At 65.2% G+C, this 25,431-nt stretch carries 24 protein-coding genes and 1 tRNA gene; 10 read left to right on the forward strand and 15 right to left on the reverse strand.

Annotated elements, in window-relative coordinates; genetic code table 11:
* The first annotated feature begins 274 nt into the window (after positions 1-274).
* Together flhA and AAFG50_RS34415 are read left to right on the forward strand one after the other, a co-directional pair.
* A complete protein-coding gene (gene flhA, locus AAFG50_RS34410) occupies positions 275-2,416 on the forward strand; it encodes a flagellar biosynthesis protein FlhA (RefSeq protein WP_028175165.1) in 2,142 nt (713 codons plus the stop codon).
* A 294-nt stretch (positions 2,417-2,710) separates the two neighbouring features.
* On the forward strand, positions 2,711-2,911 hold the full coding sequence (locus tag AAFG50_RS34415; protein WP_011084994.1) for a hypothetical protein: 201 nt from the start codon (positions 2,711-2,713) through the stop codon (positions 2,909-2,911).
* A 306-nt stretch (positions 2,912-3,217) separates the two neighbouring features.
* Here AAFG50_RS34415 and AAFG50_RS34420 read toward each other — a convergent pair whose 3' ends face one another.
* From AAFG50_RS34420 to fliI, 6 genes are all read right to left on the reverse strand, one after another.
* Positions 3,218-4,438, reverse strand: a complete 1,221-nt coding sequence (locus AAFG50_RS34420) for an NAD(P)/FAD-dependent oxidoreductase (RefSeq protein ID WP_028175164.1) — start codon at positions 4,436-4,438, stop codon at positions 3,218-3,220.
* A gap of 115 nt (positions 4,439-4,553) precedes the next feature.
* Positions 4,554-5,513 (reverse strand): AraC family transcriptional regulator, encoded by a 960-nt coding sequence (locus tag AAFG50_RS34425; protein ID WP_028175163.1) that lies wholly within the window; start codon positions 5,511-5,513, stop codon positions 4,554-4,556.
* A gap of 352 nt (positions 5,514-5,865) precedes the next feature.
* Positions 5,866-6,954, reverse strand: coding sequence for an anti-sigma factor (locus tag AAFG50_RS34430; protein WP_039185897.1), 1,089 nt, complete (start codon positions 6,952-6,954; stop codon positions 5,866-5,868).
* Positions 6,955-6,991: 37 nt separating this feature from the next.
* The gene (locus AAFG50_RS34435; protein ID WP_028175161.1) at positions 6,992-7,537 is read right to left on the reverse strand and encodes a sigma-70 family RNA polymerase sigma factor; all 546 of its coding nucleotides are present in this window, start codon (positions 7,535-7,537) and stop codon (positions 6,992-6,994) included.
* Positions 7,538-7,719: 182 nt separating this feature from the next.
* Positions 7,720-8,139 carry a flagellar export protein FliJ gene (gene fliJ / locus AAFG50_RS34440; RefSeq protein WP_011084990.1) on the reverse strand — a complete coding sequence of 140 codons (420 nt, stop codon included), beginning with the start codon at positions 8,137-8,139 and terminating at the stop codon, positions 7,720-7,722.
* Positions 8,140-8,260: 121 nt separating this feature from the next.
* Positions 8,261-9,586: a flagellar protein export ATPase FliI gene (gene fliI, locus AAFG50_RS34445; protein ID WP_028175160.1), complete on the reverse strand. Its 1,326-nt coding sequence runs from the start codon at positions 9,584-9,586 to the stop codon at positions 8,261-8,263.
* 449 nt (positions 9,587-10,035) lie between these two features.
* Here fliI and AAFG50_RS34450 point away from each other — a divergent pair, with 449 nt between their 5' ends.
* From AAFG50_RS34450 to AAFG50_RS34465, 4 genes are all read left to right on the forward strand, one after another.
* On the forward strand, positions 10,036-10,737 hold the full coding sequence (locus tag AAFG50_RS34450; RefSeq protein WP_008138878.1) for a response regulator transcription factor: 702 nt from the start codon (positions 10,036-10,038) through the stop codon (positions 10,735-10,737).
* Between the two features lie 168 nt (positions 10,738-10,905).
* The gene (locus AAFG50_RS34455) at positions 10,906-11,310 is read left to right on the forward strand and encodes a DUF350 domain-containing protein (protein WP_028175159.1); all 405 of its coding nucleotides are present in this window, start codon (positions 10,906-10,908) and stop codon (positions 11,308-11,310) included.
* 1 nt (position 11,311) lies between these two features.
* Entirely contained in the window at positions 11,312-11,701 is a 390-nt protein-coding gene (locus AAFG50_RS34460; RefSeq protein ID WP_074076617.1) for a hypothetical protein, read from the forward strand.
* 3 nt (positions 11,702-11,704) lie between these two features.
* Positions 11,705-12,865: a glutathionylspermidine synthase family protein gene (locus tag AAFG50_RS34465; protein ID WP_028175157.1), complete on the forward strand. Its 1,161-nt coding sequence runs from the start codon at positions 11,705-11,707 to the stop codon at positions 12,863-12,865.
* Positions 12,866-12,922: 57 nt separating this feature from the next.
* On the opposite strand, the gene AAFG50_RS34470 is transcribed toward AAFG50_RS34465, so the two are convergent.
* The 7 genes from AAFG50_RS34470 to AAFG50_RS34500 form a co-directional block, all read right to left on the reverse strand.
* Positions 12,923-13,363, reverse strand: a complete 441-nt coding sequence (locus tag AAFG50_RS34470) for a hypothetical protein (protein ID WP_232675548.1) — start codon at positions 13,361-13,363, stop codon at positions 12,923-12,925.
* Positions 13,364-13,654: 291 nt separating this feature from the next.
* Positions 13,655-14,527 (reverse strand): protein-glutamate O-methyltransferase CheR, encoded by an 873-nt coding sequence (locus tag AAFG50_RS34475; RefSeq protein WP_028175155.1) that lies wholly within the window; start codon positions 14,525-14,527, stop codon positions 13,655-13,657.
* The gene (locus AAFG50_RS34480; protein WP_028175154.1) at positions 14,524-15,717 is read right to left on the reverse strand and encodes a chemotaxis response regulator protein-glutamate methylesterase; all 1,194 of its coding nucleotides are present in this window, start codon (positions 15,715-15,717) and stop codon (positions 14,524-14,526) included. The genes AAFG50_RS34475 and AAFG50_RS34480 overlap by 4 nt, the downstream gene beginning before the upstream one ends.
* A 75-nt stretch (positions 15,718-15,792) precedes the next feature.
* Positions 15,793-16,158, reverse strand: coding sequence for a response regulator (locus AAFG50_RS34485; RefSeq protein ID WP_007600538.1), 366 nt, complete (start codon positions 16,156-16,158; stop codon positions 15,793-15,795).
* Between the two features lie 73 nt (positions 16,159-16,231).
* Positions 16,232-16,702: a chemotaxis protein CheW gene (locus AAFG50_RS34490; protein WP_011084983.1), complete on the reverse strand. Its 471-nt coding sequence runs from the start codon at positions 16,700-16,702 to the stop codon at positions 16,232-16,234.
* Positions 16,703-16,783: 81 nt separating this feature from the next.
* Positions 16,784-19,591, reverse strand: coding sequence for a hybrid sensor histidine kinase/response regulator (locus AAFG50_RS34495; protein ID WP_074076616.1), 2,808 nt, complete (start codon positions 19,589-19,591; stop codon positions 16,784-16,786).
* Positions 19,592-19,788: 197 nt separating this feature from the next.
* A complete protein-coding gene (locus AAFG50_RS34500) occupies positions 19,789-20,442 on the reverse strand; it encodes a histidine phosphotransferase family protein (protein WP_028176023.1) in 654 nt (217 codons plus the stop codon).
* A 185-nt stretch (positions 20,443-20,627) separates the two neighbouring features.
* Here AAFG50_RS34500 and cysQ point away from each other — a divergent pair, with 185 nt between their 5' ends.
* Entirely contained in the window at positions 20,628-21,458 is an 831-nt protein-coding gene (cysQ, locus tag AAFG50_RS34505; RefSeq protein ID WP_028176024.1) for a 3'(2'),5'-bisphosphate nucleotidase CysQ, read from the forward strand.
* On the opposite strand, the gene AAFG50_RS34510 is transcribed toward cysQ, so the two are convergent.
* Complete coding sequence (locus AAFG50_RS34510) at positions 21,452-21,937, reverse strand: YHS domain-containing (seleno)protein (RefSeq protein ID WP_028176025.1); 486 nt, start codon at positions 21,935-21,937, stop codon at positions 21,452-21,454. The two genes, cysQ and AAFG50_RS34510, sit on opposite strands and share 7 nt — an antisense overlap.
* 139 nt (positions 21,938-22,076) lie before the next feature.
* Between AAFG50_RS34510 and AAFG50_RS34515 the strand changes: the two genes are divergently transcribed.
* From AAFG50_RS34515 to AAFG50_RS34525, 3 genes are all read left to right on the forward strand, one after another.
* Positions 22,077-22,682, forward strand: coding sequence for a DUF1134 domain-containing protein (locus AAFG50_RS34515; protein WP_028176026.1), 606 nt, complete (start codon positions 22,077-22,079; stop codon positions 22,680-22,682).
* Between the two features lie 119 nt (positions 22,683-22,801).
* On the forward strand, positions 22,802-24,100 hold the full coding sequence (locus AAFG50_RS34520) for a hypothetical protein (protein ID WP_028176027.1): 1,299 nt from the start codon (positions 22,802-22,804) through the stop codon (positions 24,098-24,100).
* 158 nt (positions 24,101-24,258) lie between these two features.
* Positions 24,259-24,333 (forward strand) — tRNA-Val (locus AAFG50_RS34525).
* Positions 24,334-24,470: 137 nt separating this feature from the next.
* Here AAFG50_RS34525 and AAFG50_RS34530 read toward each other — a convergent pair.
* A complete protein-coding gene (locus tag AAFG50_RS34530; protein WP_342714029.1) occupies positions 24,471-25,385 on the reverse strand; it encodes a hypothetical protein in 915 nt (304 codons plus the stop codon).
* Positions 25,386-25,431: the final 46 nt, after the last annotated feature.

Raw genomic sequence — 25,431 nt, forward strand, 5'->3', positions numbered from 1 at the left:
CTCGAGATTCCGGGTTCGGTGCTTCGCACCGCCCCGGAATGACGACCCGGAAGGCCGAAACACCCCGCTGACCTCCCGCCGCCCCCTCGTTAACCCTTTGCTAACCATACACCCGGCAAGAATTGCCGGGTGAAGTCGAGTGTCGTCAGCCGCGTAAAACGGGAGGTCCCCCGTGGACGCCAGTGCGGTGCCTCACTTTCGGAACGGCGGCCCTTCGGCCGCCGCGCAGACGTTTGGGGCGCGCGGCCGGCAGTCGCGCGGGGAGGCAGCTACCATGGTCGACGTCACCGCGGGACAGGGCGTAGGGAGCACAAACGCCGGCGTCCCCACCCTCACCGAGATCGTCAACATCCTCAAGCGCGGCGACATCGCGCTGGCGCTCGGCATCCTCACCATCCTGGTGGTCCTGATCCTGCCGCTGCCCGCGATCGTGCTGGACCTGTTCCTGGCGATCTCGATCACGCTCTCGATCCTGATCCTGATGACGTCGCTGTTCATCCAGGCGCCGCTGGAATTCTCCGCCTTCCCGACCATCCTGCTGATTTCGACCATGCTGCGGCTGTCGCTCAACATGGCCTCGACCCGCCTGATCCTGTCGCACGGGCACGAGGGCACGGATGCCGCCGGTCACGTCATCGAAGCCTTCGGCAGCTTCGTGATGGGCGGCAATTTCGTCATCGGCATCATCGTCTTCGCCATCCTGATCATCGTCAACTTCGTCGTCATCACCAAGGGTTCGGGCCGCATCGCCGAAGTCGCCGCGCGCTTCCACCTCGACGCCATGCCCGGCAAGCAGATGGCGATCGACGCCGATCTCTCCGCCGGCCTGATCGACGAGAAGGTCGCCAAGGAGCGCCGCAAGGCGCTGGAGGACGAGAGCGGCTTCTTCGGCGCCATGGACGGTGCCTCGAAATTCGTCCGCGGCGACGCCATCGCCGGCCTTCTGATCGTCTTCATCAACGTCGTCGGCGGCATGATCATCGGCGTGGCGCAGCAGGGCCTGTCCTTCGCCGACGCCGGGCGCAGCTACACGCTGCTGACCGTCGGTGACGGCCTCGTCACCCAGGTGCCGGCGCTGATCGTCTCGACCGCGGCCGGCCTGCTGGTCTCCAAGGCCGGCGTCTCCGGCGCCGCCGACAAGGCCCTGATGAAGCAGTTCTCCGGCTATCCGCAGGCGCTCGCGATGTCCTCGGCCGTCATGCTGGTGCTGGCGGCGCTGCCGGGCATTCCGACCATTCCCTTCCTCGCGCTCGGCGCCGGCGCCGGTGCGCTGGCCTGGACCGCGCGCAACCGCAACCGCGCAACCGCCAAGGCTGACGAAATTGCCAAGGCCGCGCCCGCGGCAGGTCAACCCGGTGCGCCGGGCACCGCTGCGACCGAAGAGCCGATCTCGGCGGCGCTCAAGATCGACGACCTCAAGATCGAGCTCGGCTATGCGCTGCTGCCGCTGGTCAACGGCCCCGACGGCACCGACCGCCTCACCGAGCAGATCAAGGCGCTGCGCCGCTCGCTCGCGATCGAGATGGGCTTTGTGATGCCGGCGGTGCGCATCCTCGACAACGTCCAGCTCGAAGCCAACACCTACATCATCAAGATCAAGGAGGTCGACGCCGGCACCGGCAAGATCTGGCCGAACCAGTTCATGGTCATGGACCCCGGCGGCAGCCAGGTTCAGGTGCCCGGCATCCACACCACCGAGCCGACCTTCGGCCTGCCCGCGACCTGGGTCGATGCCAGCCTCAAGGAAGAGGCTTCGCTCAAGGGCTACACCGTGGTCGACGCCGCGACCGTGCTCTCGACCCACCTCACCGAGCTGCTCAAGGCCAACATGTCGGACCTGCTCTCCTATGGCGAGGTGCAGAAGCTGCTCAAGGAGCTGCCGAAGGAGCAGAGCGAGCTGGTCAAGGACATCGTCCCCGGACAGGTCACGGTCTCCGGAATCCAGCGCGTGCTGCAACTGCTGCTCGCCGAGCGCATCTCGATCCGCGATCTCTCCACCATCCTCGAGGGGATCGCCGACTCGCTCGCCTTCTCGCGCAATCCCACCACCATGGTCGAGCACGTCCGTGCCCGCCTGGCGCGGCAGATCTGCGCGCAGAACACCTCCTACAACGGCTATCTGCCGCTGATCGCGCTGTCGGCGCGCTGGGAGCAGGCCTTCGCCGAATCCATCATCGGCCAGGGCGAAGAGCGCAGCCTCGCGATGCAGCCCTCGAAACTGTCGGAGTTCATGACCGCCGTACGCGAGGCCTTCGAGCGCGCCGCGCGCGAAGGCGAGGCGCCGGTGCTGGTCACCTCTGCGGCAATTCGTCCCTTCGTCCGCTCTCTCGTCGAGCGGTTCCGCGCTCAGACGACCGTGCTGTCGCAGGCTGAAATCCACCCCAGGGCGAGGTTGAAAACGGTCGGAAGCATCTGATTTGCCTTAAGAAGCCGTGTGTTTTTCGGCCACAGGCAAATGGTTTTTGAGTTCCTGGCGCCTTGTCGACCAAATGCGGAAAAGGCGCCTGACAAGCACATTACGACATTGAAATAATTACGAAATTACACGATGAAGGATCGTTTTTGATCGCGATCTTTCACGTCCTGTCACGCTCTTGTGATCGCCCCTTGGGAACGAATCCCCCCAATACTAGGTTGTTGGGCACCGGAAGCATGAACCTGCCTGAACAGGGTAGCGACTACTTCGGGTAGATGGCGGCAGGAGCCTTCCATGAACCACTCGATTTACAGCGCAGATCGCTCGACCCACCTGAAGATCGTGGTCGTAGCCCTCGTCGCAGGGATCGCGGTGGCAGGCTTCGGCATCACGGCACGCACGGGTTCGGACGAAGGTCTGACCCAGACGGCCCGCGTCATCAAGGCCGGCAAGCCGGTTGTTATCACCAGTTCGAACGCATCCCTCGTTCGCTAAGGAGATCTGACGAGTTTTTTGAATTCACGCGGCTCTTTACCAGCCCCCCAAAGTCGCCACGTGGATATGTAGACGACCCCAACCCCAAGTCGACTACAGAAAGCGCCCGCCCCCCACGGGCGCTTTCTCACGTCTGGGGTGATGTTTTTCACCGCGGATGTCACGCGGGATGCCGCCAAGACCACCGCTGTCATTCCCCGCGAAGGCGGGGAATCCAGTACGCCGCGGCTTCTCCGTATCCCCCTGCAGTCTCTGGAATACTGGATCGTCCGCCTTCGCGGACGATGACACCGGATATGTGGGACACTACCGCGCCCCATAGGTCGGCGGCGGCGTCTGCACGGTTGGAGCTGCGGCAGCGAACAGCTCGTCCTTGCTCCCGTTGAGCGGCGGATAGATGCGCTTGCGGTTGATAGTCTGCTTCGTCGCCTTCGCGGCCGCGCCGGTGGTGCGGACCTCGCGATCCCACCCCTCCGTATAGAGCGCGCCCCAACTGCCAAGATCGAGCACGGTGACGTACCAGTCGATCCGCAGCGGCAGCATCGGCAGGCCCAGGAGATCGGCCACGACATTGTGGCCGGCGAAGCGGCCCATGGGGCGGGCGAACTGGCAGGACATCACGGTGGGATGCAGTCCGTCGACCACGCTGGAGGCGACGTCGCCGGCCGCGAACACGCCAGGCAGATCGGCAACCCGCATGAACGGATCGACCAGAAGGCGCCCGAGGCGATCGCGCGCGCCTGGAAGGCTCGCGGCCAGCCGGCTCGCACGTAGCCCGGCGCACCAGATCACCGTCTGGGCCGGGATGAACTCGCCCGAGCTCAAGTGAACGCCGGCCGCCTCGACCGATGCGACACGCGCGCCAAGGCGTGTCTCGATGTCGAGCGCCGACAACGCCGTCTCGATGACGGGACGCGCGTGCGCGCCGATGGTAGCGCCGACCGTCGGATTCGGATCGACCAGGATGATGCGGCGGCTGCCGGTGATCCCGGCACGCGCCAGCCGGTCCGGCATCTCGGCCGCGACCTCGATGCCGGTAAAGCCGGCGCCGACCACCACGACCGTCGAACGCCCCGGCGACGGCACGCTGCGCCCGAGCGAGACGAGATGATCCTCGAGGCGCAGGGCCGCAATGTAGGTGTCGACGTCGAAGGCGTGGTCGGCAAGGCCCGGAATGTCGGGACGCGTCACCTCGCTGCCGAGCGCGAGCACAAGCCGGTCGTAGCCCAAGGTCTCCTCGCCGTCGCTCGTGACCAGCGAGATCTCGCGCCGTGCCGGATCGATGGCTTCGACCTCGCCGAGGCCGTGAGTGACGCCGATCGGATCGAGCAATTGCCCAAGCGGAAGCGCGACCTCGCTGAGGTCCACCTCGTAATTGCGCACCCGGATGTTGTGATAGGGATTGCGGTCGACGACACGGATCTCGATGTCGCGGCCGGCAGCGCCGATCTCGTCGCGCTTGCGCGCAGCTCCGATGGCCGCCCACAGGCCTGCAAACCCGGCGCCGAGCACGACGATGCGCGTCATGTCCGCCTACTGTGCTTTCCAACGGAATCCTGCGGTCTGCCCGCGCAGACAGATATAGCTCAATAGCCCCTGCCGACCAACTGCGGCGGCGCGCGCCGCCGCACAAAATCCCGGCTCACGCCTCGCGCAGTTCCGACGGCGTCGCGCCAAAGCGCTTGCGGAAGGCGCGGTTGAAATAGGACAGGTCGGAGAAGCCCGAGGAGTGCGCGATGTCGCTGATCTTGCGCGTTCTCGCGCGGGGATCGCCCAGCAGCTTGCGCGCCAGCAACAGGCGCTGCTCAAGCACGAATTCGGTGAAGGTCGTGCCGGCCTGCTCGAACAGGCGCTGCGCCTGGCGCGGGCTCAGGCCCGAGCGCGTCGCAACTTCCGCCAGGCAGAGATCGTTGCGGCCAAGCGCGGCCATCACGTCGGCGCGCATCAGATCGAGACGGGCCGCCGCCTGCCCGCGGCCGCGCATAAGGCTTGCGTGCTCGGCATCGGTCCCGAGCAGGAGGCCGACGAGATCGACCATGTGCTGCGCGGTCAGGCGCTGGCCGACGGCATCGAGATGCGGACCGTGATTGGCGGCGAGCGCGTGGTAGCGGAAGATGGTTTCGGCGACCGCACCGTCGGCAAGCACTTGCGACAGCTTCTCCTCGGCGCGCGGATTGATGTCGAGCAGCGCGCGGCGCGGCATGCGGATGGTGGTGAAGCGATCCTCGTCGGTATGGCCGACGGTGCCGGTGATGCCCATGTCGACGAGCACCATCTGCGCGGGCGCAAGCTCCACGGTGTGGCCGTTCTGCCCGACGCGGACGAGGCCCGCATGGGCCGCGATCAGGACGAGATCGTCGCTGCCGTCGGCAAGGTGGCTCTGGGTGCGCGTATATTGCGCGGAGGCGCCTTCGGGAATGGCCAGCGCGATATTGTCGACCACGCTGATCTGGAGCCGGCAATCGATGCTGTCGCCATGGCTCGGCCCGATGTCGAGGCCGCAGGCCCCGAAGGCCCGATCGCGCCATTGTTCGAAGGCCGGACCAATCGGCAGGCCCGCATATTGGTGAACAAAGATGCCCGGCGTTTTCGCTGCATCCATTTGATTTCTCGCCCCTCTCCGGCACCATGATCGGCATGCGCCGCCTGAATTCCGGGGATTTGACGCCGCGAATTGCGGAGAGGTTCAAAGCGGGGCTGGATTTGGCCGAGCTTGTCGGAATGCGACAGCGGGGTGGACCGGGGCGACATGCGTCGATCAGGCGCTGCCGCGACGATGGTGACGCGCCCAATGCCTCTAAGCGTCGTCCTGGACCAGCGAGCGGAGCGAGCACCGATCCAGGACCCATTACCACAGGATTGTGCGGTTGCTCGCCCGTGCGGCCACAGCTCACTCTTGCAACAAGCTCTTGGGGTAGTGGGTCCAGGCTTCCGCCAGGACGACGATGGAAAACCTACTTCTTCGCCGGCGCCTGCGGCTGAGACGGCGGCACGGTCTCGATCAGCCTGCCGGTAAATACCGGCGCCGAGGTCGGCTGGCCGTTGGGCGAGCCGCCGGCCTGCTCGACGGTGACGGCGTAGGTCGCGCCGTTGACGACATCGGCATCGTAGGAGGAGAGCAGCGGACGCGCGGTGAATTCGCCGCCGCCGATCACGCCGAGCGAGCGCGGGCGCGGCAGCTTGTCGGAGATCAGCCAGAGCTCGAAGCTCTTGCCGGGCTCCGGCGTCGCGCCGACCTTGCGCACGGTGAAATTCCGTGTCGCGCCGTCGATGGTGAGGATGAAGGCCGGGCCGCCGGCCTGGCCCTGCAACAGCGCGACATATTGCGCAGACGCCGCGAGCGGCGCCGGTGTCTTCACCTCGACCGTCTGGATGCGCGGTGCAGGACGCAAGGCCCCCGGCAGCGCGTCGGGCTGGAAGATCTGAAGCGACAGCGTCACCAGCAGCGCTGCCGCGAGCGCGCCGACGGCGGATGCGATCGTGCGCCAGCGCTTCACGCGGCCCTCGAGCCGGATCACATTGGTGTTGTCCACGACGGGCGCCGGCGGCGCGCGCGCGACGTCCGGATCGGGCGCATGGACCTGCGGCATGAAGATCGGCGCGACGTCGGAAAGCGCATCGGACGGCGGTCGCGCGGTTTCGGATTGCGCGGCTTCGGGCTGCGCTGCTTCGGGCTGCGCTGCTTCGGGAGGCAGCGGCTCCGGTTGCTCCATGCGGTCCGATGACGTTTCCGGCGTGACGGCTTCGAACGAAGAAGACGCCGGTACAGGTGGCGGCGGCGAAGCTTCAGACAGCGCCTGGGACTTCTGTGCGAAGCCGGTCCGCGCGAGCTCGGACCTGATGTTCTCCCACACGATCGGGCGCGGCTCGATCGTGCCGACCATCTGGTTGAGGACGCCGAGCCGGTAGGCCCAGGCCTGCACGACATCGGCGAACGCCTTGTCCACCGCCATCATGGTCTCGACCTGCGCGCGCTCATCGGCGTCGAGCGTACCGAGCGCATACTCCGCGGCGAGCGCGATATGGTCCTCCGTGTAGGCCATCACTTGCAGTCCAGAACCACCCTCACAGCATAAACCCTCATAGTCCGAGGCACTCGCGGATATCCAACATGCTGCGCCGCAGCCACGTCTTCACCGTGTTGACGGGCGCGGCGAATTTCTCCGCCAATTGCTCGCGGCTCCAGCCGTTGTAATAGGCGAGAAGCACGAGCCTCTGACGGTCCGGCTCGAGCCGGCCGATACATTCAAGGAGCCGCTTCAGCTCCTCGGTCATCTCCCGGCGCGCCAGCGGATCGGGACTGTCGGCTGCAACCTCCATCGCCTGAGGCTCTTCCTCGATGGAGACTTCCGACTTCTTGCGCACGATATCGATCGCGCGGTTGCGCGCGATCGACGCCATCCACGTGATCGGCGAGGACAGAGCCGGATTGAACTGGCCGGCGCTGTTCCAGATCTTGACGTAGGTCTCCTGAATGACCTCCTCTGCGAGATCCTGCCGACGCAAGATACGGAGCACGACGCCATAGAGTTTCGCGCGCGTGGCGACGTAAAGGCGCTCGAACGCGGCCTGATCGCCCTTCGCCACCACCTCAATCAGCCCGACCAGCTCTGCTGGCGTCAGCATTCAGCCCCCCAACGCGTAGGCTCAGGCGCGTTCCGCGCAGGCCCCCGGCACTGCACCACCATAGCGCGCGGCCAAGCCGACCACCAAGGGGCGTGGCGCCACGCTGTGGACAGCGCATACGAAAACCCGGACCTTGCGGGTCCGGGTTTCGCGAATTTTCGGCGGTTCTTGCTGCTAGCGCCTCAGGCGACAGCGCCGATGCGAGCCCGCATCAGGCCGATGCTGTCGAGGTCGGCCTGCTCGCGGGCGTTTTCCTCGGCGCGTTCGCGGGCCTGGTCGCGCTCGTCGAGGAGCTCGACCTTCTTCAGCTCCTCGAAGGCCTCGGCCAGTGCGGCCTTGGCTTCGTCGAGCTGGCCCTTGAGCTCGTCGGCCGAGCGGGTCAGGTTCTCGCGGCGCTGGATCGCGGCCTTGGCATAGGTCGGATAGGCGAAGTGCGAGGGATCGTTGATCCCGGCACGCTCCTGCTCGGTCTGGATCTCGCGTTCGAGATCGACCGACATCCGCTGGAAGTCGGCGATCATGGTCTCGATCTGGGTGACCCGGCGGCGCTTCTCGTCGACCTGAAACTTCTTCAGGCGAATGAGGGTATCACGTGACTTCATCGACTCGTACTCCCCAGAAGTCCCCTGGCTGCACGTGGGACAACACCGGTCTCCCCACAGGCCCAATTGGGGCCAAGACCGGCTCTGCTACTCTGTAGGATCGGATGATGACCTGACAAAGTTAGCGTTCCGTTTCCAAATTACCGAGGATTTGCGCCAACTGGCGGTAACCGTCCGCCAATGAGGCATTTTCGTCCTTGCGCTGGCGCAGGAAGGCTTCCAGGGGTTCGTGCAGCCGGATCGCCTCGTCGACCTCGGGGCTGGAGCCGGCCCGGTAGGCGCCAAGCCGGATCAATTCCTCCATGTCGGCATAGGTCGCCATCACTTGGCGCGCCTTCTGGATGGTCGGCCAGAACTCCGGATCGGCCGATTTCGGCATGGTGCGGGAGACGGATTTGAGGATGTTGATGGCGGGGTAGCGGCCGCGCTCGGCGATCGAGCGCTGCATCACGATGTGGCCGTCGAGGATGCCGCGGACGGCGTCGGCGATCGGCTCGTTGTGGTCGTCGCCGTCGACCAGCACCGTGAAGATCGCGGTGATCGCGCCCTCCCCCAGGCCCGGTCCGGCACGCTCCAACAGCTTCGGCAACTCGGTGAACACGGTCGGCGTATAGCCCTTGGCGGTCGGCGGCTCGCCAGCGGACAGGCCGATCTCGCGCTGGGCCATGGCAAAGCGCGTCACCGAGTCCATCAGGCAGAGGACGTCCTTGTCCTCGTCGCGAAAATATTCGGCGACCGCGAGCGTCAGATAGGCGGCCTGGCGGCGCATCAGCGCCGGTTCGTCGGAGGTCGCCACCACGACGACGGAGCGCGCCAGGCCCTCCTCGCCGAGATCATCCTGCAAGAACTCCTGAACCTCGCGGCCGCGCTCGCCGATCAGCCCGATGACGCTGACGGCGGCGTCCACGTTGCGTGCCAGCATCGAGAGCAGCACCGATTTGCCGACGCCGGAGCCCGCGAAGATGCCCATGCGCTGGCCGCGGCAGCAGGTGAGGAACGTGTTCATCGCGCGCACGCCGAGATCGAGCGGGCTACCTACGCGCTTGCGCGAATGCGCCGGCGGCGGCGTATTGCGGAACGGCATCGGCGAGGACCCCTGCGGCAACGGCCCCTTGCCGTCGATGGGCTCGCCCAGCGCATTGACGACGCGGCCGAGCCAGGCCGCCGAGGGCCGCACCTGAATGGCGGCATTGGCGATGACCGCCTTGCAGCCGCGGCGCACGCCGTCGAGACCGGCGAACGGCATCACGACAGCATTGTTGCCGGAGAAGCCGATCACCTCGCAGGGGATGGAACGGTTGGCGCCGGTTTCGATCACCAGCCGCGCGCCGACCGACATCGCATGGATCGGGCCGGCCACCTCGACCATCAGGCCGCGCACACCGACCACACGGCCATAGATATTGACGCCGTCGATGTCGCCGATCTGTTCGGCCAGAGCCTTCATCGGTGGGCCTTCATAAGCGGCGCGCCTTCATAGGAGGGGCCTTCATAAGGTGGTCGTCGTCGTGATCCCCGGGCCTTCACGGGGAAACTCTTAAGTTTCGCCATATTTCTGAACGGCGCTTAACTTCGTGTTTACCCGCATCGTTAATCATTGCGTCACTGTCTTTGTGACTGAGCGTGACTCCCCTTCAGAAGAAGGCTGAGTCGCGGGAGTCGGTTAGGCCCGTCTCTTAAAGTGGAACTTGAACGGAGCCGGATAACGAAAGCTGCTTCCTGCGCAAGACCTTAGGGCGATTCGACAAAAATTGCACCGGGGGGACTTGCGTTCCAGAATCAGGATTTGTTAACCATCTGTTGTCAGGATCCGAATCAGTTGTTCAAAGGCGTTTTGTTGAGTGCCGCGAATGCGGCCGACCTGACGCCCAGGAGCGGCGACTATGGGGAACTGGCATGCGCGTTTTGCTGATTGAAGATGACAGCGCCGTCGCGCAGTCGATCGAGCTGATGCTGAAGTCTGAGAGCTTCAACGTCTACACGACCGATTTGGGGGAAGAAGGCGTCGATCTCGGTAAATTATACGATTACGACATTATCCTTCTCGACCTCAACCTGCCTGACATGTCCGGCTATGACGTGCTCAAGCAACTCCGGGTCTCCAAGATCAAGACCCCGATTCTGATCCTCTCCGGCCTCGCCGGCATCGAGGACAAGGTCAAGGGTCTCGGCGTCGGCGCCGACGACTACATGACCAAGCCCTTCCACAAGGACGAGCTGGTGGCCCGCATCCACGCGATCGTGCGCCGCTCCAAGGGCCATGCCCAGTCGGTCATCCAGACCGGCGACCTCGTCGTCAACCTCGACACCAAGACGGTCGAAGTTGGCGGCCAGCGCGTGCATCTGACCGGCAAGGAATACCAGATGCTGGAGCTCCTCTCGCTCCGCAAGGGCACGACCCTCACCAAGGAAATGTTCCTCAACCACCTCTATGGCGGCATGGACGAGCCCGAGCTGAAGATCATCGACGTCTTCATCTGCAAGCTCCGCAAGAAGCTCGCCAACGCCTCCGAAGGCCGCAACTTCATCGAGACCGTGTGGGGCCGCGGCTACGTGCTGCGCGAGCCGCACGAGCACGAAGAGCGCATTCCCGCCTGATCCTGGGTTTACGTCGCGAGCCGCAGGGCTCGCTCCTCCCAGCCTGGACCCCGCCGCAAATGGCGGGGTTTTGTTTTTTGGGGACGCGAACGCGGCTTCGTCGCCGTCCCGCCGTTGAACCGCTATCCTCCCCCCGCCGACGAATGGTCGCTGCACGATGGGGGAACGATGATCCTGCAATCACTCGCCGGCCTGCCCGCCTTCCTGGTCTATTTCTGCACCGGGCTGATCGCGATCGTGGCGTATCTGTTCGTCTACACCCGCATCACCCCGTACAACGAGTTCCAGCTCATCCGCGACAACGAGCCGGCCGCGGCGATCTCGCTCGGCCTCAGCCTGCTCGGCTTCGTGGCCCCGCTGATCAGCGCGATCGCGCATTCGGCCAATGTGCTGGACTGCCTGATCTGGGCGGCCATCGCGCTGATCGTCCAGATCATCGCGTTCTTTCTCGTGAAGGTCCCGGTGCCGAACCTGTCGACGCGGATCGCCGCCGGCGAGCTTGCCCCCGCGATCTGGCTCGGGCTGTCCTCGCTGGCCGCGGGCCTGTTGAACGCCGCCTGCATGATCTACTGACATGGCCGACAAACGCTCCAGCAGGGAGTTCGGGAAACGCCGACCGGTGCCCCCGACACCGCGGGCGCCGGTGAAGCGCTCCGGCCATGTCGCACTCCTGGTGATGGGCACGATCGCGGTCGGCACCACCGCCTACACGCTGATGCCGCGGCAGACTTGCGAGCCCTCTCCTCCCGGGACGGATCCAGCGGTGCAGACGAGCACCGCGTGCAGCAGCAAAAGCAGCTCTTCAGGCGGCAGCGGCGGCTCGGGCTCGTCGTCGCGCTCGAGCTTCTTCAGCAGCGATTCCTCCAGCCATTCTTCGTCGAGCACGTCATCCGACTCGGGCCACAGCAGCGTGAGCCGCGGCGGCTTCGGCTCGTTTGGCCATGGCTTCTCGGGCGGTGGCTGATCCATGCGACGCATCATCTGTCTCGAGCGCGACGACTGGCGAGAAACCGCAGCGCAATGCGGCTTCGTCTTCCACACCATCGACGGCGAACGCTATTGGGACGAACGCGCCTATTACGCCTTCACGCTCGACGAGATCGAGCGCGGCATCGAGACGCCAACCGGCGAGATCGACGCGATGTGCCTCGAGCTTGCCGGTCGCATCATCGGCGACGAGCGCCATCTGCAGCGCTTGAAGATTCCGGAGGCATTCTGGAGCCTGATCGCCGAGAGCTGGGAGCGGGACGACCGCAGCCTCTACGGCCGGCTCGACCTGAAGTTCGACGGCAAGGGGCCGGCAAAGCTGCTCGAATACAACGCGGACACGCCGACCTCGATCTTCGAGGCCGCCGTCTTCCAATGGACCTGGCTCGAACAAGCGATCGAACGCCGTATCATCCCGGTGCGCGCCGACCAGTTCAACTCCATCCACGAGCGGCTGATCGAAGCCTGGAAAGAGATTGCCGCAGGCCGCCATGTCCATCTCACCGGCACCACCGGCAATGAGGAGGACGCCGGCACGCTGGCCTATCTCGAAGACACCGCGCGCCAGGCGGGGCTTTCGACCACGCTGCTCGACATTGAAGCGATCGGCTGGCGTGACGAGGCTGGCGGCTTCGTCGATCTCGACGATCGCGACATCGCACTCGCCTTCAAGCTCTATCCCTGGGAATGGATGTTTCACGACGCCTTCGGCGCAAAGCTCGAGGGCGCGCCGACGCGCTGGATCGAGCCGCCGTGGAAGGCGGTGCTCTCCAACAAGGGCATCCTGCCGCTGCTCTGGGAGATGTTTCCGAACCATCCTAACCTGCTGCCGGCCTTCTTCGAGGACGATGTGCGGGCAGCAGAGCTCGGCAGCTCCTATGTGCGCAAGCCGCTGCTGTCGCGCGAAGGCGCCAATGTCACGCTGGTGTCCGGCGGAACGCCGCTCGACGAGCACGCAGGTCCTTATGGTGCAGAAGGCTTCGTGCGGCAGGCGCTCTCGCCACTGCCGAACTTCTCGGGCTTCTATCCGGTGATCGGAAGCTGGCTGGTGAACCACGAACCCTGCGGCCTGTCGATCCGCGAAGACGAGAGTCCGATCACCGGCAACGGCTCGCGTTTTCTTCCGCATGCGATCTTGTGAAATGCGCTCGCGACGCCGTCGGCAAGGGCACGCGAGCGCGAAGGTCCTCGTGTCGGCTCAGGGCGTCTTGATGATGAATCGTCCGTCGTACAGGAAGGCGCCCTTGAACCCACTCTGCACACTTTCGAAGCCGCCAGTGCCTGTCGCGTTTGCGTACGTTCCGGTGCCCGACAGGATCGTATATTCGCCCTTTGCCTTACCGTCCTTGATCGCACCGGCGTAGCGCGCCGTGATCGAGGAGCCATCGTCGAAGGTGTAGGTGCTGTAGCCGAACATGGGCCCCGAGCCCTTGAGCAAATCACTGGAGTTGACGAAGTCCTTCACGGCGATGCGGCCATCCTTGAAAAAGGCAACGCCAAACATCTTGCCGGACATGACCGTCTGACCTTCAACATTCGCGACCTCGGTGACCTTGACGTCCACCGGCCTGGTGACGAGCTTGAATTCGAGCACTTGCTCACCAGCGCGAGCAGTCGTGGGCAACGAAAGCGCAACCAACAGAAAGTACGAGGCACAAGCTATTCGCATGGTGTGTCCTCCTTAAATCCGTTCATGATGGAATGGGGTCCCGCGTCCGCGGGACCCTCGGCAGCATAGCAGGTCTTTCAGATGCTGGTCAGGGTCACGACCGTGCTGCATCGCGGCGCGAGGTCTATTGCGCGGTAGCGGAGTAACTCGCAGGGCTCAAGCGCTCGTGAAGCGTCGCGCACAATGACGGAAGATATCTCGTCAGATGTTGTCGATCGTTCGCAACGACGGCGCTCTCTCAGAGCGCCTGTCATTCGGCAATCACCGCGCCGCGGCGATCTTCAGCGGCTGCGGCATCAGTCCGCCCATGGGGCGGCCGGAGCGCGCCGGGTTGAGCTGATAGAGACCGCGGCGCTCAGTGATGGGACGGAACGCATCGGTGATGCCGACGACGGATTCGGCGGCGCCAAGCAGCAGCGTGCCGTCGGCTTCCAGCCCCTTCGCCATGCGCTCGAAGATCACCGCCTTGGTATCCTGGTCGAAATAGATCAACACGTTGCGGCAGAAGATCACGTCGAACGTGCCGAGATGGGAAAAGTCCTGCAACAGATTGAGCTGGCGGAACTGCACCATCGCGCGAATGTCGGCATTGAGCTGCCAGAGCTCGCCGACTTGCGTGAAGTACTTCATCAGGTGCTGGATCGGCAGGCCGCGCTGCACCTCGAACTGGCTGTAGACGCCGGCCTTGGATTTCTCCAGCACCTCCTGCGACAGGTCGGTCGCGACGATCTCGACGCGCCAGCCGGCCAGGGCCGCGCCCATCTCCTTCACGCACATCGCGATCGAATAGGGCTCCTGCCCTGTCGACGACGCCGCCGACCAGATGCGCAGCGACTTGCGCGCGGCGCGCGCCTGGATCAGGCCCGGCAGGACGGTCTCGCGCAGATGATCGAACGGAATCTTGTCGCGGTAGAAGAAGGTCTCGTTGGTGGTCATCGCTTCGACCACGTCGGTCGCAAGCCGGCCATCGCCGTTCCTGATCTTCAGCACGAGATCGGGGATGCCGGGCAGGCTCGCCTTGCGGGCGAGCGGCAGCAGCCGGCTCTCGACCAGATACTGCTTGTCGGCGGAGAGATCGAGGCCGGAGCGCTCTTTCAGGAACTTGCGCAGATACTCGTAGTCAACCGGCGTCACGAGCGGTCTCCCGCGAACAGGCGGTTGACCTTGGCGCCGATCTGGTTGAGCGGCAGGATCGCCGCGCAGATGCCGGCATTGGCCGCCGCGCCCGGCATGCCCCAGACGACGCTGGAGGCTTCATCCTGTGCGATGACGCTGCCGCCGGCGGCAACGATGTCCTTGCCGCCGCGCATGCCGTCCGAGCCCATGCCCGTCAGGATCACGGAGAGGATGGCGCCGTGCCAGATGTCGATGGCGGAGGTGAAGAGCGGATCGACCGCGGGCTTGCAGAAATTGACGGCGGGGCCGTCGTCGAGCGCGATCGCCACGTCCGCACCGCTGCGCACCACGCGCATATGCTTGCCGCCGGGCGCGAGATAGATCCGTCCCGGCTTCACCGGCTCGCCGTCGACCGCCTCGGCTGCCGGCCGGCGGCTCGAACGCGCCAGATGCTCGGCAAGAATGGTGGTGAAGGTCGGCGGCATGTGCTGGGTGATCAGCACCGGGAAGCGGTCGATCACCGGGCCGAGCTCGGTGACGAGAGCCATCAGTGCCTGCGGACCGCCGGTCGAGGAGCCGATCAGCAGCACCTTGGGGGCCTGGGTCGAGAACGGGCGCGTGGACAGCGCCCCCGACGACAGGGCATTGGCGGCCGGTGCAGGCGCGGCGGGCCGCGCGACAACCGGTGCACGTGCAGCCGGAGCGGGGCTCACAGGCGCCAGCGGCGGGCTCGCAACCGCGGGCTTCCGGCGCAGCCGTGCACCGAGGTGACGGATCTTCTGGATCAGGTCGTGATGGAAGATGTCCGCGGCCGACGCTTCGCGCGTCGATTCCGGCTTCGGAATGTAGTCGGCCGCGCCGAGCGACAGCGCCTTGAAGCTGATCTCCGCGTTGCGGCGCGTCAGCGTCGAGGCCATGATGATGACGAGATCGCGCTTCTTCGCCAGCAATTGCGGCAGCGCGGAGATGCCGTCGAGCTCGGGCATTTCGATGTCGAGCACGGCAACATCAGGGTTGATGCGTTCGAGCTGGTTGACCGCCTCGAGCCCGGTACGCAGCGAGGCTGCGACCTCCATGTCGTGCTCGGCACCGACCCAGCGCGAGATCAGACCGCGGATGACGACGGAGTCATCGACGATCATCACCCGCAGCGGTCCCGCTTCACGCGACGAACCCGTGGTCGAATTACCTGCGAACGCAACACTCATTACTCACCAACTCAGACTGAAACGGTTCAGTTGAAAACAAACGCCGAAGGAGCCGTTCAGCCTCCGGACGGTCGCTCAGATCAGGCCGACTTCCTGGAACTTCGCCGTCACGATGTCCTTGTCGAAGGGCTTCATGATGTACTCGTTGGCGCCGGCATGAAGCGCACGCGCGATGTGCGCAACGTCGTTCTCGGTGGTGCAGAACACCACCTTGGGCTGGTCGCCGCCGGGCATGCGCCGGAGATGGCCGAGGAACTCGTAGCCGTCCATGACAGGCATGTTCCAGTCCAGCAGCACCGCGTCGGGCAAGCCGCGCTTGCAGGCCTCCAGCGCCTTCTCACCGTCCTCGGCTTCGAGGATCTGGAAGTCGAGGCCCTCCAGGATCCGGCGCGCGACCTTGCGGATGACGCTGGAATCATCAACGACGAGACAAGTGCGCATGTGAACCTCTGCTTCCTGTCCCCTTCGCGGGGACACTTCCAATTGCAAGTCCGTCGGCGGCAGTGCCGCCGTATCAGGCCGCCATCATCTCGGGCGCGAGCTCGAGGACGCGATCGACGTCGAGGACGACCATGAGCTGTCCGTCGAGGCGGTGGACACCGCCGGCGAGCTTGGCCATGCGGGGGTCGAGGTTGACGGGGTTTTCTTCCTTGCCGTCCTCGGGCAGGCGCAGCACCTCGCCGATCTGGTCGATCAGCAGGCCATAGGATTCGCCGCGCAGGTCGACACCGACCGCCATCGGCACCTTGCCGTCCTCGGGCCTCGGCAGGCCGAGGCGGGCGCGCATGTCGACCACGGTGACGATGCGGCCGCGCAGGTTGAGGACGCCGGCGATCTCGCGGGAGGACAGCGGAACGCGGGTGACGCGCTCGGGCATGAACACGTCCTGGACGCGGGAGATCGGCAGGCCGAACAGCTGGCCGCCGATCATCGCGGTGACGTATTCGACCATGGCGCCTTCGGTGGACTGGGTCTTGTTGGCCATCAGCGTATCTCCTGATCCCGCTTTTTCGTTTTGAGCATGATCTCGTCGGAAAACCGCTTCACACTTTTCCGGATCATGCTCTTACGCCGCTGCCCGGCTCAGCTCGGAGGCGCCGGCGGCGCCCGCGGTCTGCTCCTTCAGCGCCGCGATCAGACCGGGACGGTCGAACTTGGCGACATAGTCGTGGAAGCCGGCCTGACGGCCGCGCTCGATCGCCGCCGGCGACACCAGCGCGGACAGGCCGATGATCGGCATCGCGCCGAGATTGTTGTCGGAGCGGATCACCTCGGCGAACTCGAACCCGTTCATGTCGGGCATCTCGATGTCGGTCAGGACCACGTCGAAGCTCTGGGCGCGCAGCGCGGCCAGGCCCTCCTGCGCGGTCGGCGCGGTGCGGACGCGGTAACCGGCCGCCTTCAGGACGGGGGCCAGCATGTTGCGGAAGAACGCGGAGTCGTCGACCAGCAGCACCGACTGCGAGTGCATCGACGGCTTCATCTCCTTGCGGGTGAACCAGTCGGCGAACGCCATCGGCAGGAAGTGGCCGACGTCAATCACCTCGGTGGCCTGCCCCTTGATCACGGCCGAGCCCAGGATGCCCTGGCTGGAGCCGCCGACCTCGATGTTGAGGCGTTCCTCGACGATGTCGATGATCTCGTCGACGACGAGGCCCATGGAGCGGCCGTCGTCGGCGAACACCAGGATCGGCTGGGCGCCCTGGCTCGCAACGGTGACGCTCTCCATGGCGACGAGCGGCATCAGCTGCTCGCGGTACTGCACCATGTAGCGGCCGTTGCTGAACTCGATCTTGTCGGCGGGGAGCTCTTCCAGGCGCGTAACGAGCCCGAGCGGGACCGCCTTGGGCTGGGACGAGCCGGCGCGGAACACCAGCAGCGAAGTGGTCTGCTCGCCACTTCCGATGTGATGCGCCCCGTTCTCGTCGCCCATGTCATGGGCCGAGGAGCCGGCGGCACCCAGCGCCTTGGCAATGCCGTTGGGGTCGATGATCATGATGACGGCGCCATCGCCCAGGATGGTGTTGCCGGAGAACATGTCGATGTGACGCAGTTTTGTCGACATCGGCTTGACCACGATTTCTTCGGTGTGGAAGACGCCGTCGACGACGATGCCGAAGGTCTGGCTGCCGACCTGCGTCACCACGATAAAACCGTTCTCGGGATCGCTGGCCGCGCCGTCGTCGATCTTGAGCAGCTTCTTCAAATGGATCAGCGGCAGCAGCTTGTTGCGCAGGCGCAGGACGGCGGTGTCCTTGATGCGCTCGATGCGGTGCTCGCTGTTGGCGCGGGCCCGGACCAGCTCGACGACGGAGAGCTGCGGGATCGCGAAGCGGTCGCCGGCGGCTTCGACGATCAGCGCGGAGACGATGGCCAAGGTCAGCGGGATCTTGATGGTGACGCTCGAGCCCTCGCCGGCCACCGACTTGATGTCGATGGTGCCGCCGATCTGGTCGATATTGGTGCGCACCACGTCCATGCCGACGCCGCGGCCCGACACCGAGGTGATGGCGGCCGCGGTCGAGAAGCCCGGCGCGAAGATGAACTTGTGGATCTGGGCTTCGCTCATCTTCTCGAGCTCGGCCTCGGTGACGAGACCCGAGGAGATCGCCTTGGCCTTGATCCTCTCGGTGTTGAGGCCGCGGCCGTTGTCGGCGATGCAGATGATGATGTGGCCGCCCTCGTGATAGGCGGAGAGGCGGATGGTGCCCTGCTCGCCCTTGCCGGCCGCGAGCCGCTCGGCGGGGGTCTCCAGGCCATGGTCGGCGGAGTTGCGCACCATGTGGGTGAGCGGGTCCTTGATCAGGTCGAGCACCTGGCGGTCGAGCTCGGTGTCGGCGCCGTGCATCTCCAGCTCGATCTGCTTGCCGAGTTCGCTCGACAGGTCGCGGACGATGCGGGGCAGCTTCTGCCAGGCATTGCCGATCGGCTGCATGCGCGTCTTCATGACGCCTTCCTGCAGCTCGGCGGTGACGTTGGAGAGACGCTGCAACGGCACCTTGAACTCGGTGTCCTCGTTGCGGCGGGAGATCTCCAGCAGCTGGTTGCGGGTCAAGACCAGCTCGGAGACCATGGTCATCAGATGCTCCAGCGTATCCACGTTGACGCGGATCGACTGGTTGGCGATGCGGTCGCCCTCGGAGGCGCCCTCGTCGGCCATCGACTTCTTCGGCGCGGCCTTCTCCTTGGCGGCAGGCTTGGCCGCTTCCTTGGCAGCCTCTTTGGCAACAGGGGCCGGAGCCGGCGCGGGCTCAGCCTTGACCTCGGCCTTGGCAACGGGTGCGGGGATTGGGGCTTCGATCGCGGTCTCGCGGAAGGCGCGCTCGAGCTCGTCCAGCGACACCTCGCCCGGGCGCAGCGGGCGCTCCAGGGTCTGGTCGATCAGCGAACCCGTGGTCATGTCCTTGGCCGGTGCGGGCGCAGCGGCGGCCGGCGCTTCCGGCACCAGCGGCGGGGCGTCAGCAACGGGAGCGGCGCTGCCAGCCGCCATTGCCGCCATGCCCTGCTCGACCATCGCTTCCAGCTTGTCGATGAGATCGCGGTCGGTGCCCTCGGGCTCGGCTTCGGTCGCCTCGAGGCCGGCGAGGATCTCCTTGATGCGGTCGATCGAGGACAGGATCACCGTCACCGCCTGCCCCGTCACCGGCATGCCGTCACGGAACTTGCCCATCAGCGTCTCGCCGGCATGCGCCAGCGCTTCCAGTCGCGGCAAGCCGAGGAAGCCGCACGTCCCCTTGATGGTGTGGACCAGGCGGAAGATGTTATCCAGGATCTTGGCGTTGTTCGGCTCCTGCTCGAACTTCACCAGCTGATTGTCGACGGTGTCCAGGCTCTCGCTGGTCTCCGTCAAGAACTCCCGCAACAGATCATCCATGAAAACAGGCCTTCATACAGGGAGGGCGCGCACGAGGCGTGATGCGCCATTTCGGAATGAGGCCAGCTTCACCGCAAAGCGTTTAATAATGGTTGAGTATGTGGAAAAGAACGGAACCAACAAAGAGATAAGGCGCTCCGGACAAGCCGAAGCGCCTCGTAAAGATTCGATTAACGTCTTGAGAGCGATGCGCGCGTTTACGAAGCAGTAACGATGATGGCTGCGCCTTCCGGTGCCAGCGTCACGGTGAGCCCGCAGGCCTGCGCGAGCAGCCGCGTATAATAAGGCTGGATCGCGTGCGCATCCGCAGCGGGCCCGCGCTCGCCGCTCAGGAGCTCGGCGATGTTCTGCGGCAGGCGCGCGTTGTGTCCGGTCGCGGTGATGCGAAAGCTCATCGTCTCGCCCTCGCCGACCGGATCGATCGTCAGCGTACCGCCGCGCGGGATCGTATGCTGGGCCACGACCAGCATGTTGAGCAGCAGCTTGACGCGATTCTTCGGCAGCAGCAGCCGCGGCAGATTCCACGTGATCGTGCACTTGCCGTCCTCGATGTGGCCGCGCGCCATGGTCTGGGCATCGCCGAGGTCGATCTGGGCGCCGGAGGAGCCGGCCGCGCCGAAGGCGAGACGGCAGAACTGGAGGCGGGCGGAGGCCGTCTTGGCGCTCTTGCGAATCAGGTCGAGCGCGAACTCGCGGTCCTCGGGCTTGGGATCGTCGTCGAGCACTTCGAGCCCGTTGACGATGGCGCCGACGGGGCTGATGAGATCGTGGCAGACCCGCGAGCACAGCAGCGCGGCGAGTTCGAGCATATCGGGAGCAGTAACGGTCGCGGGCGACGAGGCGTCAGACATATAATGGGGTCCTGGAGGGTTCCTGGAATTGCACGGCGCTGGACGCCGCGAATCACGCATGCTTGACGGATGCTGCGGGTTCTAACATTCGCAAGCCTGCGGCAGCTAGCTTGCGATCGGTTCGGGGCGGCCATAAAGCCAGGGCGAATCAGTCGAGCAGGAACGGAATTGCCGATGAATGAGGCATGCAGGTGAAGCGGATCATCGACGGCGCGGCCGCATCCGACCTGATGGAGCCGCTCACCGCGCTGGTGGTGAAGGCGGGCGAAGCGATCCTCGCGGTCAACCGCGCGGCGATGCGGGTCGACGGCAAGCAGGACGGCTCGCCGGTGACCGAGGCCGACCTTGCCGCCGACCGCGTCATTGCGGACGGCCTGGCGCAGCTCGCGGGCGACATCCCGACGCTGTCGGAGGAACGGACCCAGCTCGCCGCTCCGCCGTTCCGCGACAGCTTCTTCCTGATCGATCCGCTCGACGGCACCAAGGAGTTCGTGGCCGGCCGTGACGAGTTCACCGTCAACCTCGCCCTCGTCACTCACGGGGTGCCGCTGCTCGGCATCGTGAGCGCACCCGCACTCGGGCTGCTCTGGCGCGGCATCGTCGGCCGCGGCGCCGAGCGCGTCAGATTTGACGGCGCTACCATCGGTGCCGCCGAGCCGGTCCATACCCGCAAGCTGCCGGCGCCGGGCGAGCCCTGGGTCGCGGCGGTGAGCCGCTCGCACGGCGATCCCAAAAGCGAAGCGTTCATCGACAACAGGCCCAATGCCGTCAGAAGGACGGTCGGCTCGGCCGTGAAATTCGGCCGGATCGCGGAAGGCAGCGCCGACATCTATCCCCGCTTCGGGCCCACTTCGGAGTGGGATGTCGGGGCCGGCTGCGCGGTCGTGACCGCGGCCGGCGGCAAGGTCACCGACGGTAAGGGCGGCGAGATCCTGTTCGGCCAGCGGCAGGACACCGGCTTCATTATCCCGGAGTTCATCGCCTGGGGCGACCCGCAGGCGGTAGACCGCTACTGACTGAGCTGCTCCTGAAGCGCCGGCCAGCGCTTGCCGACTTCGTAGAGGAAGCGCTCCGGATTGGCGGCGAAGGCGTCGCGATTGGCTTCCCGGCTGAACAGGTAAAGCCGCTGCGCCACGATCGCGAAGAAGCGGGGGTTGCCGGCGATGGTGACGCCGCGGGCGATGTCGGCAGGGTCATAGCCGCCGAACTGCGGCCCATAGATCTCGGGATGGGCCAGGAAGGAGGCCCGGTTGCCCTCGTTCCGGAAGCGCCAGACCGCACCCCAGAGGTTCGCTTCGAACTCAGCCGTCCCCTGCACGGCGCTGCCATCGACGAAATAGGCGACGGGATCGAAGCCCTCGATGGCGACGCCGCTGAAGCGGTTGACGACGATCCGTTCGGTGGTGGCAGCCTGGGCGGGCAACCATGCGCAGGCCATCCAAATGCCCGCCAGCAGGCAGACGAGGCGGCCGATCAAGGCAATTCCGGGGCGCAAAGGGCTATCTTCCTGCCGTTGTGCCGTCATAGTTGCTGCGGATAACATCCGAGTCGAGGGGACATCCGGCGCAACCTAGAGCCGTGCCTGTTGGCGTCAGGTTAAGGAAGCGATCGGATTCGATACCAGGGGTTCTTTTATGACTTTCGCATCACGCCTTGCTGCGCTCGCGCTCGCCGCGATGGTCGGCTGGATCGTGCCGGCCTCCGCCCAGCAGGCACCGCCGCCCAATCTGCCGCCGCCGCAGCGGACCCCGACGCCCACCACCTATGGGCCGGACGAGCTCGTGACCGCCGGCCACCGCTTCTTCGGCAACGTCTCGCGCGGGCTCGCCTCGATCATCGAGAAGGCGGTCAGCCAATGGGGCCTGCCGAACGGCTATATCCTGGGTGAGGAAGGCTCCGGCGCGTTCGTCGCCGGCCTGCGCTATGGCGAAGGCACGCTCTACACCAAGAACGCCGGCGACCTGCGCGTCTACTGGCAGGGCCCCTCGCTCGGCTTCGACTGGGGCGGCGACGGCGCGCGCACCATGACGCTGGTCTACAACCTGCCCGCCACCAACGCGATCTACCAGCGCTTCGCCGGCCTCGACGGCTCGGCCTATATCATCGGCGGCTTCGGCATGACGGCGCTCACCGCCAACAACATCGTGCTGGTGCCGATCCGGTCCGGACTCGGCCTGCGGCTGGGAGCCAATATCGGCTACCTGAAATACACGCCGCGCGCGACCTGGAACCCGTTCTAGGACTCCCTCCACCGGTCCAATTCCGGATTCACGTTAACAACAGGGCGGGGCTGGCTTTTTGCCGGCCCGCCATGCATTGTCGTTGGTAAATTTTTCCTTAGCTTTGGGAGTTCTGGCCCATGGTCGAACCGATCATGTACCTGGCGATCGGTTTCCTGCTCGCGATGCTGTGCGGGCTTGCCATCGTGCCGCTGGTGCATAACCGCGCGGTGCGCCTGACCACGCGCCGGCTCGAGGCCGCCACCCCGCTGTCGATGGCCGAGATCCAGGCCGACAAGGACCAGCTCCGCGCCGAATTCGCCATGTCGGCGCGCCGGCTCGAGATGAGCGTCGACCAGCTCAAGAACAAGACCACGAGCCAGCTCGCCGAGCTCGGCAAGAAGAGCGATGCCATCAACCGCATGAAGATCGAGCTCGGCGAGAAGAACGCCACGATCTTCGCGCTGGAGGCGCGCGAGAAGGCGGTGAAGGAGCAGCTCCGCGCCACCGAAGAGGAATTCAGCGCCAAGACCGAAGCATTGCGCGGCGCCGAGAATGCGCTGACCGACAAGCAGAACGAGCTGGCAAAGATCAACTCCGAACTGTCCAACCGCTCGATGATGGCGGAGAGCCGCCAGGTCGAGCTGGTCGCGGTGCGCGCGCAGATCGAGGAATTGAAGAACCGCGTCGGCGATGCCGAGAAGGAGTTTGCCGCAACGCAGGCGCGGCTTGCGCAGGAGCGAACCGAATCCGAGACCGCCTCGCGCGAGCTCGGCGATGCACGCGGACGCGTCGAGAATCTGAGCCAGCGCGTCAACGAGCTCGATCGCCAGCTCATCGTGCAGGTGAAGGAGGCCGAGATGCTCTCGGGCCGCGTCGCCGACCTCGAGGGACGCCTCGCCACACAAGGCAAGCTGCTCGCCGAGCGCGACTACGAGAACAACCAGCTCCGCCAGGCCAGCGAGGGCTCCGAGCGCACCATCAAGGAGCTCCGCGTCGAGATCGCCGCCTTGAGCGGCGGCAAATCGTCGGCCGCCGTGGAGCAGCTGCGCGCGGAAAAGGCCGCGCTGGAGGAGCAGCTCCGCACCGCGCGCGACGAGCGCGCCAAGCTCCAGCGCGACATCAACGCGATCCAGCAGCAGGCAGAAAGCTCCTGGGCGACCGAGCGCATGGAGAACGCGTTGCTGCGCGAGCGCATCAACGACATCGCCGCCGAGGTCGCAAAGCTGGCGATGCAGCTCGAAGGCCCGAACTCGCCGATCGAGGCGCTGCTTGCGGCCGAGGCCGGCCAGCCGCCGAAGCCGGCGCCGCGCCCGGCCAACGACGCCGCGGCCAACGGCGCGGCCGCAGGCACCCTGCCCGAGGGCGGCGGAACACTGGCCGAGCGCATCCGCGCGCTCCAGGCCCACGCCTCCCGCGCCCGCCAGCAGGGCGCCTAAGCGGGCCGAAACCCGGCTTCACCGCTGGATTGCGGGATCCACGGAAGGTTTTCGGGCCGGAGGACGCCTCGAAACTTGACACCCTCGGCCCGCACTTCTAAATCGCGGGCTCTGATACGCCGGCCGGCCGAAAGTCCGGCCGTCGGCATGATGGTCCCGGGCGCATAGCTCAGCGGGAGAGCGTTCCCTTCACACGGGAGAGGTCCAAGGTTCGATCCCTTGTGCGCCCACCATTAAAACCCTTTAAATCATAGAGCTTTTCCGTCTCCTGCCTTATTGCGCATCTGGCGGTTAAAGGCACTGGAGGGCAGAACTAAGCAGCAACAGGCGGGGAAATTCAGGGGAATTTGTTCTAGCGACGTTCCGGACTTCAGAGCAGTCTCGTGTCCTCCTCCGCATCCCATTCAAGATCGCAAAGAACCTCAGCTTCGATTGAGATATCCCCGCTAAAATCCTTGGCGTGCTCGACCAACAGGGCCCTGGCCGCCTCTTCTGCTTCTGCCTTCGAGCCGCACCGCTTGTGGAACGACGCTGTAGTCTCCGCAGTGCGACGGGTCGTATCCCAGCGCATAATGTGCAAGACCGCGTACCACGTTCCGCGACCAGTGCGGCGGCGGGTGAGTATCTCACGGTAATGATCCGCGAGCTGAGCAATGCCGAGCCAGACTGGGCGGCTCGAATCACCTTTCGAGACCTCGCGAGCCTCGAACGCGAAGCCCTTGAGATCGACTTCGCTCAGCCACCTCAGCTTATTGTCAATGCTCGTGACGAGGCTCAGAATTTCACGTACCGCTTCCTTCGCCTCGTAGGTCACCCTTGGGGGTTTGGGAGCAGCGCCTTTCGCTTGCTCGATGCGAGGCTCACCAGCACGCTTGCGCCAGATATCATCCGCAATTGCTTCCAGATCTTCTTTAGTCGGAGTCCACCGGTTCTCGCGTTCCCACTTCTCGCGGTTAAGCTTCGGAGCAAGGTCAACGACTTTGCCAGTCGGCCTTCGAAGAGCCTGTTGCAGTGCAAGACCTGTATCGAGGGCCGCAAACCCTGAGGCGACAAGATCCTTGTGGACTTGTCCCTTGTCATCGAACCTGAGAAAGCTCCCCTCAATTCGCTCAATGCGAAGCGGCTTTGCGTTGTCCACCTCAAGAATTACGTTAGCGACCTTTTGTTTCGTGCCCGCATATTGGGGCATCGCGTCTTGGGCGTGCACCAGCGCCATCATCACGCGCTGCGAGATGCGCTTTAGCCCGTCTTCAGCAAAGAGGTAAAATCGAAGGGAGAAGGCCATGTACAAGCTTTATAAGCAAAGGGTGACATGGTTTATCAAGACAAGG

It is taken from the genome of Bradyrhizobium sp. B039 (assembly GCF_038965675.1).
Classification (GTDB): domain Bacteria; phylum Pseudomonadota; class Alphaproteobacteria; order Rhizobiales; family Xanthobacteraceae; genus Bradyrhizobium; species Bradyrhizobium diazoefficiens.